Source organism: Acidobacteriota bacterium (assembly GCA_040754075.1).
Lineage (GTDB): Bacteria > Acidobacteriota > Blastocatellia > UBA7656 > UBA7656 > JBFMDH01.
The window spans coordinates 279,015-293,580 of sequence record JBFMDH010000007.1 but is presented as its reverse complement, the minus strand read 5'-3'; the positions used below and the strand labels follow the sequence as shown (position 1 = coordinate 293,580).

Here is a 14,566-nt window from a genome sequence, read left to right as displayed (position 1 = left end):
GTGGTGGTGAACTACCCGGCGCCGCAAGTGAGTGATAACTGTCCTGGCGAGAGTGTGGTGTGTGTGCCGCCATCGGGGAGTTGTTTCGGCTTAGGCGTGACGACGGTGAGTTGCACGGCGACCGATGGCAGCGGCAACACCGCCAGTTGTGCATTCGTAGTAACGACCTTTGACATCTGCATTCAGGATAACAGCGACGCCAGCCGGGTGTTGTTATTCAACAGCCTGACGGGCGATTATGTGTTCTGTTGTGGCGTCGATAAATACTTCGGCAAAGGCACGATCAAGAAACAGGGAAGTTTGATCACCCTGACGCATAATCCCGCAGATCGGCGCTTATTGGTGAATGTGAACAAAGCGACGAATACCGGGATGGCGATTTTACAAGCGCCGCCGGGTTCGCAGGTGTGTGTGATTACCGACAGTAATATCACCAACAATGCCTGTAACTGTGTTTTACCCAATAACCGGCGACCGGGAACCACTCCCTGATGATTGGTTTCAGATTGCAAAAACCAAAAGGGCTGGAATTTATCCAGCCCTTTTTTTATGGTGCCTCAATCTTCTATTCAGGTTGCGACAGCTTGATATAACGCGGCTCCTGGCGCAACGGGTCGAAATACGCATCCACTTTTAATAGCCCCAAAGGAAGAGAGTCTTTATGTTGTTCAAGCAGGGATAAGGCGCGCTCTTTGTCACCCAGGCTGACGTAGACTGCCGCCAGATAATAAGCCGAAGCGCGCCCTTGATTGAACATCTCCAGTAACTGGTCAAGAATTTTCTGCGCTTCCGGACGCTGCCCGGATACGGCATAGACATGTGCCAATGCCGCCAGCGTCACCATTCCCTGGTTTGACAAAGTGACACAACGCTCAAACTCGGTGATAGCTTCTCTGTACATGCCTTTTGCTTCATAAGCCAACCCTAATCCCCAGTGTGCCCGCACAAAATCAGGGTTCATTTCGAGTGCCTTTTTGAACTGTTCGACAGCTTCGTCCTGACGGCGCAAACGGTGAAGAACAAAGCCGCGATTGGTATTGATAGTCACCGATAAGGGATCAATTTCAATCGCTCGGTTAATCTTTTCCAATGCTTCGTTCAGTCGCCCGTCGCCAATTAAATCAATCGTGTAAAAACTGTACACGGTTGCGTAATTGGGGTTGAGTTCAATGGCGTGATCCCATTCGTGGTGCGCGCCCAGATCGTCACCGTTAAAAGCCAGCGTAGCGCCCAGCGAGGTGTGAGCTTCGGCGAGTGTATCATCTATTTCCAGGGCTTTTTGTGCGGCAAACCTGGCTTTCTGAATATAATCCTTGTCCCAGATTACTCCCAGCAACATCTGCGGCGTACCCGAAACGATGTAACAGTCAGCCAGTCCGGCATAAGCCAGCGCATAAGTCGGATCTACCTCTATAGCCTGTTGAAAATACTGAGTCGCTTTTTTTAGATTCTCGGCATTCTGCTTATTCCAGAAATAGCGCCCTTTCAGATACAACTGAAAAGCCTCGGTGTTTTGCGTGTAGTCCTTTTGTAGTTGCTGGCGTTGGTTGCTGGTCAGTTGCACCGCCAGCGTTCTGGAGACTTTTTCCGAAATGGCTGTCTGCACGGTGAAGATGTTGGTGAAATGCTCATCAAAACTTTCCGCCCACACCGGCGATTCGTTTTGGGTTCGCACCAGTTGAACGGTGATGCGTATGCGGTCGCCTGAGCGTTGCACGCGACCTTCGAGCAGCGCCTCGACGTTGAGTTCCTTGCCGATAACCGAAAGCTTCTCGGTTGAGTTGGCATATTTGAGAATGGCGCTGGTCGGGCGCACAATTACCGGATTGAGATTGCTGAGTTTGGTAATTAACGCATCGGTCAGCCCTAACTCCAACGCTTCATCGTTGCCTGTCGCGCCGAGCGTCTGAAACGGCAGCACGGCTATCGAATGCACATCGCTGATGGTTTGAATCGGTTTGGGTCTGAGGGCGAACCACAGGAGAGCGATTGCCGCGATGACGACCACAAGCAAAGCCCCCAGAAACAACTTTGCCGGGCGCGTGAAGCGGCGCGGCGTCAACGCGGCAGGCAGTGCGGGAACCCTTGCTTCCGACAATTGCTGCGCCACCGGCTCATTAACCACGACGCCAACGATCTCTTCTTCTTCCTCTATGGTGATACTGGAGACGGTTTGCCTGGCGAGCAGCATAGCGGTCTCTTCATCCATCAACTGAGAGACCTCTGCGACGAAACGATAGCCGCGTCGCGGTACGGTTTCAATATACTTCAACCCCTCTGTTCCATCGCCCAGGGCTTTGCGTAAAGCAGACATACTGACGGTCAGGTTGTTTTCTTCAACGAAGGTGTCAGGCCAGACGCGACGCATCAGTTCTTCTTTATCCAGAACCCGCCCGCTGTTTTCAACCAGCGCCACCAGAATCTCAAAGATTTTCGGTGGTAGTGGCACGCTTTCGCCATTACGGGAAAGTAGTAATTGGTTTACGTTAAGTCGGAAGGAACCGAACTGGTAAACTCGCCTTAAACCATTATCCATACAAGTCTTAGGGAATTCTTAGGAGATTCTTAACCCTTTCTTAAGGACTTTTATTGGGTTTGTTGCCTATCTTGATCAAGTCTTGAAAAGGCGACGGGGGCTGAATTCGCAAGCGTGCATTGTAGCATCAGCCGAATAGATGGACAAAGCCATAGCCAATTGCTTTAGGCAATCCCTTGGAGAGTTTTGGTAAAACGCAAAACAACACGCATAACCGTGACTAAAGAAGAGGTCTGGGTACTGCGCCAACCGACAGGCAAATGCCAACTGTGGTGCGAAGAATGCGCTGGTGAAGTCGAAATGGTCGCGGCAGAAAAGGCTGCGGCGATTATCAAAGTGAGCGCCCGCGCGCTCTATCGCGCCGTCGAAAATCAGCAACTGCATTTCAAAGAGACCACAGACGGCAGACTGTTGGTCTGTCTCAATAGCCTTGAACGATTCGTCAACGACCATAACCGAGCGCTTTTAGATACTGAAACCTGAGTTCGGCAATTCGCAAAGCCCGATGATTGAGAGCCGCAATCGGCTCCAGGTTTAGATAAAGGATTAACTACGTAAAATCGCCAGCCAGCTTGAAGAAGAGTTTGGCACAGGCGCGAACATTTCTTCATAGGAGAGCTTGCATGATCCCCTCACCGAAATCCGCAAGATTGCTTATTTCTGGAATTATCTTAATCTTTTTGTTCTTATCGACGATAACGAGAATGAACCGCCTGGCGGACGCCAGCTCGCTGTTGGCGACCAAGGAAGCGACAACTTTTTTAGACGGGCAAAATCCCGGCGGCACGCAAGCGCCAAATGCCGTCGCCACTATTTACACGGTCAACAGTCTTGCGGATACCAACACCGGCTCAGGCACAGCCGGGACTTTGCGTTATTGCATCACCCAGGCGAACACCGCAGGCGGAACCAATACGATTACTTTCAGTGTGACGGGGACGATCACCCTGACGAGTTCGCTGCCGACCATCAATAACAACCTCACCATTGATGGTCCCGGCACAAGCCTGTTGACCATCAGCGGCAATAACAGCGTGCAGATCATGACAACCAATAACGGGGTCACCGCCACGATTCAAGACCTGACGATGGCAAACGGCAACACGGTGAACCAGGGCGGCGCGATTGATGCTAGTGGCAGTACGACGACGGTGAACCTCATCAATTGTGTGTTTGACCACAACCAGGCGACGTTTGACGGCGGCGCGGTGCGCAATAACGGCGCGACGATGAACATCACCAATTGCACGTTCAGTAATAATATGAGTACCAATACCGCGCAGGGCGGCGCGGTTAAACACAATGGCTTGGCGATGACCATCACCGATTCGACATTCGTCAACAATGCTGCCAACGGCGGCGGCGCGGGTGGCGCGCTGCACGGGGGAACCGGCACGACCAACCTGACGGTAACCAACTGCACCTTCTATAACAACTTTGCGACCTTCGGTGGCGCTGCTGAATTGCGCGCCGGCGGCACCTTCCAGAATTGCACCTTCAGTAAAAACGTTGCCAGCGCGACCGGCGGCATTGATGTTCTGTTTCAGCAGGCGACATTTATCAACACTATCATTGCCGGCAATCTCGATCCCAACGGCAACCAGTCAGATCTCGATATTGGCAGTGGCGGCTCAATCAACCTGGCAAACTCTTTCAACAACATGATCGGTTCGCCCGGAAACACGGGCTTTACCGATGGCGTAAACGGCAATCACGTCGGCGCGACCGATGCCTTGCTTGCGCCTTTGGGCAACTACGGCGGGTTGACGCAGACCGCGCCGCCGCTGGGCAATAGTCCGGCGTTGAATGGCGGTCGCAATATCGGCGCTCCTGTGACCGACCAACGGGGCGCGTCGCGTCCTTTGAACGGCACAGTAGACATCGGCGCGGTTGAAGTGAACTTTATCGTCACCAATACTGGCGACAATCCAGATAACAATATTGGCAATGGTCTTTGTGCGACGGCGGCGTCGGTTTGTTCGCTGCGCGCGGCGATTCAGGAAGCCAATACGACGACCAACGCCCTCATCTCATTCAATCTGCCATCGCCATCACTCATCAACCTGTCCAGCGCCTTCCCGACTATTAGCTCGAATATGTTTATCTTAGGTCCTGGTTCGAGTTCATTGACGATCAGCGGCAATAACAGCTTCCGGGTTTTCCAGATTGGCTCTGCGACAACCGTCGGACTTGTCGGATTGAAAATTACGCAAGGGAACTCGGCGGCAGAGGGCGGCGGCATCAGCAATCAGGGAATACTGACAGTGACACGTTGCTTGATAAGCAATAATACGGCGGTTAATGAGGGCGGCGGCATTGCGAATACCGGAACGTTGACGATTGCCGATTCCACGATCAGCAATAACACCAGCACGCTGGACGGCGGCGGCATCGCAAGCTATGGGGCGTTGACGGTCAGTGGTTCAACTTTCATCGGCAACTCGACGAACATTAACGGCGGCGGCATTGCCATTTTGAACGGCGGCGCGTTGCAAGGCTCGCTTTCAATCACCAATAGCACGTTCTCAGTCAACCAGGCAGCCGTCACCGGCGGCGGCATATCCTTCGACACTTCGGTGACCACCAACACCATCACCAATTGCACGATTTCGCAGAACCAGCAAACCAATGTTGGCAGCAGCGGCGGCGGACTGGGTATATCGGCAGGAACCGTGACGCTCAAAAACACCATCATCGCCAACAACACCAAAAACGGCGGCAGCCAGTCGGACATCACCGTCACCGGCGGCACGGTCAGCGCCTCCAGTTCCTACAACCTGATCGGCATCGGCGGCGCAGGCGGATTAGCCAACGGGGTGAACAATAATCAAGTTGGCGTCACCAACGCTGGTCTGGGACCTTTGAATAACTACGGCGGCACGACACTGACGTATGCGCTTACCCAGACCAGCGTCGCGCTCAATGCAGGAACCAGCAGCGGCGCGCCGACGACCGATCAGCGCGGCATTGCGCGCCCCTCAGGCGCTGCATTCGACATCGGCGCGTTTGAAAACAATGTGACCATCACTCCCACGTCGCTACCAACCGGGACGGTAGGAACCGCCTATCCAACGCAGACTTTTTCAGCCACCGGTGGCATCAGTGACAATTTCACCACCTGGATATTATCAGGGACTTTACCGGCAGGGCTGACCTTCGATGCGGGAAACCATGATTTGTCCGGCACGCCCACTCAAAGCGGCACTTTTCAGTTTTCGCTGATCGCCCTGGATGACACGGGCATTGGCGGTGTGATCAATTATACCCTGACGATTAACCCGCAGGTGCTGGATCATTTCGCGATTGGCACGATCAGCGGCGCGAAGACGGCGGGTACGCCGTTCAACATCACCATCACCGCGCAGGATGCCTCGAATAACACAGTGGTTGGGTTTAACGGCACAGTCAATTTGAGCACGACCGCAGGTTCAATCAGCCCGACAACCTCCGGCGCGTTCACCAACGGCACGCTCACCCAGAGCGTCACCGTGACCCAGTCAGGCACGGGTAAAACCATCACAGTGAATGATGGCAGTGGGCACAGCGGCACGAGCAACACTTTCACTGTGAACGCGGGCGCGCTCGATCACTTTGCAATTGGCGCGATCAGCACGCAGACCGCAGGCATTGCGTTTAATATCTCGCTCACCGCGCAGGATGCGAACAACAACACCGTCACCAGCTTCGCCAGCACGGTTAGCTTGAGCACCACGGCGGGAACGATCAGCCCAACGACTTCAGGCGCATTCACCAGCGGCACACGGACGCAAAGCGTGACCGTGACCCAAGCGGGCGCGAGCAAAACCATCACCGTCACACGCACCGCCGGGACTGAAACCGGCACGAGCAACACCTTCACCGTCAATGCCGGAGCGCTGCATCACTTCGCGATTGGCAACATCAGCGCACAGACCGCCGGTACGCCGTTTAGCATTGCGCTCACGGCGCAGGATGTGAACAACAACACGGTGACGAGTTTCACCGGCACGGTCAACCTGAGCACAACCGCCGGGACGATCAGCCCGACCACGTCGAGCGCCTTTACGAGTGGCGCACTTAATCAAAGCGTGACCGTGACGCAAGCGGGCGCAAGCAAGACCATCTCTGTTGATGATGGCAGTGGGCATACAGGCACAAGCAATAGCTTCACTGTGAACGCGGGCGCGTTGCATCATTTTGCGATCGCCACGATCAGCAGCCCGCAAAACGCAGGCACGGCATTCAACATCGCGTTGACAGCACAGGACATCAACAACAACACGGTGACGAGTTTCACCGGCACAGTGAATCTCAACACCACTGCCGGAACGATTACGCCAACCACATCAGGAGCATTCACCGGCGGCGCGCGCACCGAAAGCGTGACCGTCACGCAATCTGGAACCGGCAAGACCATCAGTGTTGATGACGGCAGCAGCCATACAGGCACGAGCAACACCTTCACCGTCAACCCCGGCGCAGTGCATCATTTTGCGATTGGCAATATCGCTCAACAGACCACAGGGATCGCGTTCAACATCACCATTACTGCGCAGGACGCCAACAACAACACCGTGACCGGATTTGTCAGCACAGTGAATTTAAGTACGACCGCCGGGACGATCAACCCGACGACATCAGGAGCTTTCACAGCGGGCGCGCGCGCGCAGAATGTGAGCGTATCGGCAGCGGGCACAGGCAGAACCATCAGCGTCAACGACGGCAGCGGTCACACTGGGACAAGCAACGGCTTTACGGTCATTGCCCCACCCAGCATCACCGCGCAAGCGGGCGTTTCCAGACAGCAAGGCTCGCCGATTTCCAATTCGCAAATCGCCACGGTCAGCGATACGGAAACGGCGGCGGGGAGCTTGATTGTCACCGTGACCAGCGCCAACCCGTCAAACGGCGTGACGCTTTCAAATATCGTCAACACCAACGGCACGGTCACGGCGGACCTCATTGCCAGTTGCGCCGCTACCAATGCCAGCTTCACCTTGCAGGTCAGCGACGGCAGTTTAACGGCGACTGCAACCTTGAATGTCACAGTCACAGCCAACAGCGCGCCGACGCTGGTTTACGGGGCGGCTTCAGTCAATCCAGGCGGTTCGATTACCAACCCGCCGACGACGGCGAGCGACAATGGCAGCATCGTTTCATATGCCGTGCAGTCGCAAGGCACTTATACCGGCACGATTTCGGTCAATGCGTCCGGCGTGGCTTCGATCAGCAATCCCTCGCCTGTGGGCGCGCATACGATCACGATTCGCGCGACGGACAATTGCGGCGCGACGACCGATGCGACTTTCACGCTGACGGTCAATTGCGTGACGAGTTTTACGGTCAATAACGCAGGCGACGAACCTGACGCCATGCCAGGCGATGGCATCTGCGCGACGGCGGGCGGCGTCTGCACGTTGCGCGCCGCGATTGAAGATGCCAATGCCCTCACGACGTGCGCGCCGCTCCAAATTAACTTCGCGGGGGGCATCACGCTCATCACGTTGACGAACGGTCAACTCAATATCAATCGAGGCATGACCATCAACGGACCGGGCGCGGATACGTTGACGATTTCAGGCAGCGGGCTGAGTCGCGTCTTTCAGATCAGCAGCGCGACCGTCTCGCTCAACGGCCTGACCATCACCGGCGGAAGTACCACCAGCGCGGGCGGCGGTATCGTCAACAGTGGCACCAGCGCGTTGACCGTGACCGCTTGCGTCGTGACCGGCAACACCGCCGACAGCTTGGGCGGCGGTATTGCCAATCTGGCTGGTAATACCTTGAACGTAATCAACAGCGCCGTCTCGAACAATATTAGCAACTTCACCGGCGGCAGCGGTGGCGGCGGCGGCATCAGCAACAACGGCACGTTGACCGTCACCAATTCGACCATCTCCGGCAATACCAAGAACAACGGCGATAATAACGGCGGCGGCATCTGGAGCATCAACACCGCGACCATTATCAACTCAACCATCACCAATAACACTGCCGCGGGGATGAACCGGGCAGGCGGTCTGTACCGGCAAAGCGCGTCGGGAACAGTGACCGTGTTCAATTCGATCATTGCCGCCAACAGTAGCAACACGACCGTGCCGGATGTGACCGGTTCGTTCGCCACTACGGGCGGCGGTCACAACTTCATCGGCAACGTCGGCTCGGCGACAGGCTTTAACCAGACCGGAGATCAAACCGGCACAGGAGCCTCGCCGCTCGACCCGTTGCTCGCCGCGCTCGGCAGTTATGGCGGCACGACGCCAACGCACGCCTTGCTGCCTGGCAGCCCTGCCATCAATGCAGGCACGTCGAGCGGCGCTCCGGCGAACGATCAACGCGGCAGCGCCCGCGTCGGCAGCGTGGACATCGGCGCGTTTGAATCGCAAGGCTTCACGTTGATGATTGCCAGCGGCAACAATCAAAGCGCCACGGCAGGCACAGCCTTTGCCAGTCCATTGAGCGTGACCGTGACTTCTGCCAACAGCGAGCCAGTCAACGGTGGGCAAGTCACTTTCACCCCACCCGCGAGCGGCGCAAGCTGCACGGTGGCAGGCAATCCCGCCACGATTGCGAGCGGCGCGGCGACTTCGGGAACCGTCACCGCTAATGCCAACAGCGGCGGTCCCTACAACGTGGCGGCAAGCGCGACTGGCGCGACGGTCATCAATTTCTCGTTGACCAACACCAACAGCGCGCCAAACTTCACCCCCGCGTCAGCCCTCACGCGACAGCAAGGCAGTCCGGCAGGCGCAGCGGTGACGGTCGGCAACGTCTCAGACGCCGAAACGGCTGCCGGTAGTTTGACCGTGACGCAGATTGCGGGCGGCAGCGCAACGGGCATCACTGTCACCGGCATCACGAATACGAACGGGACAATCACTGCGCAGGTGAGCGCGGATTGCAATGCCACCACCGGCACAGTGCGCTTCCAGGTATCGGACGGCATCTCGACTGGCACCGGCGACCTGCAAGTCAATGTCACGAACAACAGCACTCCGACTTTGACTTATAACAACGCCTCGGTTGCGGCTGGCAGTTCGACGACCATCAATGCGGCAACCGCAACCGATAACGGCTCGATTGCTTCGTACTCGTTGCAAAATCAGGGGACCTACACCGGCACAATCTCTGTCAACAGCGGCACAGGACAAGTTTCAATCAGCAATGCCACGCCGGGCGGCGCGCACACCATCACCATTCGCGCTGTAGATAACTGCGGCGGGGCGGGCGGCACAACCGACGTGACCTTTACTTTGACGGTCACTTGCCCAACCATCACGATCAATCCTGCGACGTTGCCGAACGGCACGCAAGGCACAGGGTACAGCCAGACCATCACGCCGAGTGGCGGGTCTTCGACCAATTACACCTATTCGTTTACAGGCACACTGCCTACAGGTGTGAATTTATCGGTGGGACCTTCGGCGACCGCAAGCTTGAGCGGCACGCCTACGGCTGGTGGCACGTTCAACTTCACGATTACCGCGACCGATGCCAATGGCTGTTCAGGCAGCAAGGCTTACACGGTAATCATCAACGCCCTGCCGACGATCAGCGCGGTTGGCGCGAGTCGGCAGCAAGGCTCCTCTGCGTCCAGTTCAATCATCGCCAATGTCAACGATGCAGAGAGCGGCGCGGCAGGCGTAACGGTGACGGTCAATGGCGGCGCATCGGCTACCGTAAACGGCGTGACGGTATCGGGCATCGTCAACAGCAACGGCACAGTGACGGCAAACATCAGCGCCAGTTGCGCCGCTACGACTGCCACGTTTACATTGGCGGCAACCGATGGCGGCGGCGCGACTGCAACGACTACCTTGACGGTAACCGTAACGCCGGACACCCAAGCGCCGACCATCACTTGCCCAGCGAATGTGACGCAGGCAACCGACGCGGGACAGTGTTCGGCGGTGGTGACCTATACAACGCCGACGGCTAGCGATAATTGCGGCACGCCAACCGTGATTTGCTCACCGGCATCAGGTTCGACCTTTGCGCAAGGCACGACGACGGTGACTTGCACGGCGACCGATGGCGGCAACAACACGGCGAACTGTTCGTTCACGGTGACGGTCAATGACACGACAGCGCCAACCCTCACTTGCCCTGCCAACCTCACCCAACCGGCGACTGCCGGACAATGTTCAGCAGTCGTCACCTACACCCCGCCGACCGCCACCGATAATTGTTCCGGGGTCGGCGCGGTCAGTTGCACTCCAGCATCGGGTTCGAGCTTTGCGCAAGGCACGACCACCGTCACCTGCAATGTTACAGACGCAAGCGGCAACCCTGCCTCGTGCAGCTTCACGGTAACGGTGACGGACACCCAAGCGCCGACGATTGCTTGTCCGGCGAACCTCACTGTGCCAACGACAGCCGGGCAATGCTCGGCGGTGGTAACTTACACGACGCCGCAGGCTACGGATAATTGTTCGGGAGTGGGGGCGGTGAGTTGTGTGCCCGCCAGTGGTTCGACGTTTGCGAAAGGGGTGACGACGGTGACTTGTTCGGTCGCGGATGCGGCGGGCAATCCGGCAAGTTGTTCGTTTACCATCACTGTCAATGACACCCAGAATCCGACCTTGGGAGCCTGTCCGGCTAATATCAATGCCACGACAGGCGGTAGTTGCGCCAGCGTCACCTACACGCCACCAACGGTCAGCGATAATTGTCCGGGAGCTACGGTTAGTTGTGTGCCGCCATCAGGGACTTGCTTCAATCTGGGAACGACTACAGTTACCTGCACGGCTACGGATACCGCGAACAACACCGCGCAATGCGCGTTCACGGTGACGGTGTCGCCTTGCACGATCACTTGCGGCGCGAACCTCACAGTGTCAACCGATGCCGGGCTGTGCAGTGCTGTGGTCAACTACAGTTTGCCTATGGCTACAGGTTCGTGCGGCACTGTGAGTTGTGTGCCAGCCGCTGGCGCGGTCTTCCCGAAAGGCACGACGACGGTGACCTGCATGATGCAGACCGGGCCGAGTTGTGCGTTTACGGTGACGGTCAACGACAATGAGAATCCGCAGAGTTGCGTGACGCCGCCGGCGAATATGATTTCGTGGTGGCCCGGCGACGGCAATGCCAATGATATTCAAGGCGCGAACCAGGGAAGCGGCGGCGCGTTTGCGACCGGCAAGGTCGGGCAGGCATTCTCCTTCAGCGGTTCCACACTGGTCAGCGCGCCCAATTCTGCGAGCCTCAATCTGACAGGTACGGCAGTGACTCTCGATGGCTGGATTCGCCCGACGGCAAGTACCGATGCGGTCTACTTAGGCAAGTCGCAAAACGCCGCCAACGACTATGTATTGCTTTATCAGTCCGGGCAACTCTCCGCCATCATCAAAGCCGGTGGCACAGAGACCACTGTCAACACTGGCGTTGTCCCGGCGCTCAATCAATGGACGCATATCGCTCTGGTCTATAACGGCGCAACGATAAAGGTCTATGCCGACGGCGCAGAGGTTGGCTCCACAGCCAAGACCGGCAACCTTGCAGGCTCGAACGTGCCGTTTTCCATAGGTGGTCGCGCGGGCGAGTTGTTCTTCAACGGTTTGATAGATGAAGTCGAAGTCTTTGACAGAGCGTTGTCGGCTGCGGAGATTCAAAGCATCTACAACGCCGGAAGTTTTGGCAAATGCAAACCCGTTGTGGTGAATGCGACAGGGCAGTGTTCGGCAACCGTCAATTACACAGCGCCAGACTTTGCCGATAACTGCGCGGGCGGCACTGTAGTTTGCGTTCCGGCATCAGGGACGACATTTACCGTTGGCGTGACAACCGTCAATTGCACGGTGACGGATGCCGCGAACAACACCTTCGCCAATGCTTTCACCGCGCGCGTGGTGGATGGGCAAGCGCCTATCATTGGCGCTTGTCCAACAAACATCAACGTCAATGAGAGCGCCCCTGGTTCAGGCTCTGCAACCGTCACCTACACAGCGCCAACGGTGAGCGATAACTGTTCGGGCGCAAGCGTCACCTGCAATCCGGCATCGGGGTCGAGCTTCTCTGTTGGCACGACGACAGTGACCTGCACAGCTACGGATGCTGCGGGTAATACAGCCAATTGCGGGTTCACCGTGAACGTCAGTTCAACCTGTTCGATTACCTGCCCGGCAAACGTGACAGTGAATACGGCAAGCGGACTCTGCACCGCCGTCGTAAATTATTCAGCGCCCACCACAGCAGGGACTTGCGGAACGGTTACGTGCAATCCGGCAAGTGGTTCGGTGTTCAGCAAAGGCGTGACAACCGTAACCTGCTCCACCACAGCGGGACCGTCGTGCAGTTTCACAGTCACGGTCAACGATATGCAGAATCCAACTCTCACTTGCCCTGCGAATGTGACACAGTCAACCGACGCGGGCGTTTGTACAGCCGTAGTCACCTATGCCAACGCGACCGCGAGCGACAATTGTCCAGGCATAGGCACACCGACCTGCACGCCGCCATCCGGTTCGGTGTTCAACAAAGGTGTTACTACGGTCAACTGCTCGGTCAGCGATGCAAGCGGCAACACGACAAGTTGTTCGTTCACGGTGACGGTCAATGACACGACAGCGCCAACCCTCACTTGTCCTGCCAACCTCACCCAACCGGCGACTGCCGGACAATGTTCAGCAGTCGTCACCTACACCCCGCCGACCGCCACCGATAATTGTTCCGGGGTCGGCGCGGTCAGTTGCACTCCGGCATCGGGTTCGAGCTTTGCGCAAGGCACGACCACCGTCACCTGCAATGTTACAGACGCAAGCGGCAACCCTGCCTCGTGCAGCTTCACGGTAACGGTGACGGACACCCAAGCGCCGACGATTGCTTGTCCGGCGAACCTCACTGTGCCAACGACAGCCGGGCAATGCTCGGCGGTGGTAACTTACACGACGCCGCAGGCTACGGATAATTGTTCGGGAGTGGGGGCGGTGAGTTGTGTGCCCGCCAGTGGTTCGACGTTTGCGAAAGGGGTGACGACGGTGACTTGTTCGGTCGCGGATGCGGCGGGCAATCCGGCAAGTTGTAGTTTTACCATCACTGTCAACGACACCCAGAATCCGACGATCAATTGTCCTGCCAGTCTCACCGTGCTAACGGGTTCGGGTTGCGTCAACGTCACCTACGCTACGCCTGCGGGCGCAGATAACTGCCCGTTACCGCCGAACGCTGTAGTCTGTACCCCGCCATCGGGAAGCTGTTTTGCCGTTGGCACAACAACCGTAACCTGCACCGTAACCGATGCCAGCAGCAACACCGCGCAATGCCAATTCACAGTGACGGTAGTGCCTTGCGTTATCAGTTGTCCGGCAAACATCATCAAGGAGAACGACCCGAATCAATGTGGCGCAGTTGTCACCTTTGCGCCGACGGCGACCGCAGGGTGCGGCACGGTCAGTTGCAGCCCCGCCTCCGGAACCTTCTTCCCGAAAGGGACGACGACCGTAACTTGCGGCACGACAGCCGGACCGAGTTGCAGTTTTACAGTGACAGTCAACGACACTCAGCCGCCGCAACTTAGCTGTCCACCGAATCAAACTCGTGTTACTGCCTTACCCGGAGACAGTACGGCGGTGGTGAATTATCCCGCGCCAATCGTGAGTGATAATTGTCCGGGTGTCACAATGGCATGCCTCCCGCCTTCGGGTTCAACCTTCGCTCTGGGGGTGACGACGGTCACTTGCACGGCGATTGATGCGGTGGGCAATCCGGCAACCTGCTCATTCACTATTAGCCTGTTCAACGCCTGCTTACAGGATGATTCGACATCGACAACGGTGTTGTTGTGGAATACCTTCACCGGTGATTATCGTTTCTGTTGTAGCGGAACGGTCTATACAGGGAAGGGCAGTGTGACGAAACAGGGCAACTTGTGGACCTTGACGCACAATACAACAGACCGCCGGGTGTTGGTGAGATTGGATGGCAGCGCCAACAGTGGTTCCGGGTATATGCAGACGCCGCCGGGAACGACGCGCTGTAGCATTACTGACCGCGACATCCGCAACAACTCCTGTCTGTGTCAGTGAGGCAGCGATAAAGCGCTGACAGCAAAAA

4 protein-coding genes are annotated in these 14,566 nt (G+C 56.9%); 3 read left to right on the top strand and 1 reads right to left on the bottom strand.

The genetic code is table 11. The features are described from left to right. Nucleotides 1-492 (top strand): HYR domain-containing protein (locus tag AB1757_10635; GenBank protein ID MEW6127481.1); only part of this gene is annotated, 492 nt, incomplete at its 5' end. A gap of 73 nt (nt 493-565) precedes the next feature. Here the strand turns inward: AB1757_10635 and AB1757_10630 are convergent. Then, entirely contained in the window at nt 566-2,449 is a 1,884-nt protein-coding gene (locus AB1757_10630; protein ID MEW6127480.1) for a tetratricopeptide repeat protein, read from the bottom strand. A 273-nt stretch (nt 2,450-2,722) separates the two neighbouring features. Between AB1757_10630 and AB1757_10625 the strand changes: the two genes are divergently transcribed. Together AB1757_10625 and AB1757_10620 are read left to right on the top strand one after the other, a co-directional pair. Next, a complete protein-coding gene (locus tag AB1757_10625) occupies nt 2,723-3,019 on the top strand; it encodes a hypothetical protein (GenBank protein ID MEW6127479.1) in 297 nt (98 codons plus the stop codon). Between the two features lie 221 nt (nt 3,020-3,240). Further along, nucleotides 3,241-14,538 carry an HYR domain-containing protein gene (locus AB1757_10620; GenBank protein ID MEW6127478.1) on the top strand — a complete coding sequence of 3,766 codons (11,298 nt, stop codon included), beginning with the start codon at nt 3,241-3,243 and terminating at the stop codon, nt 14,536-14,538. The last annotated feature ends 28 nt before the right edge of the window (nt 14,539-14,566 follow it).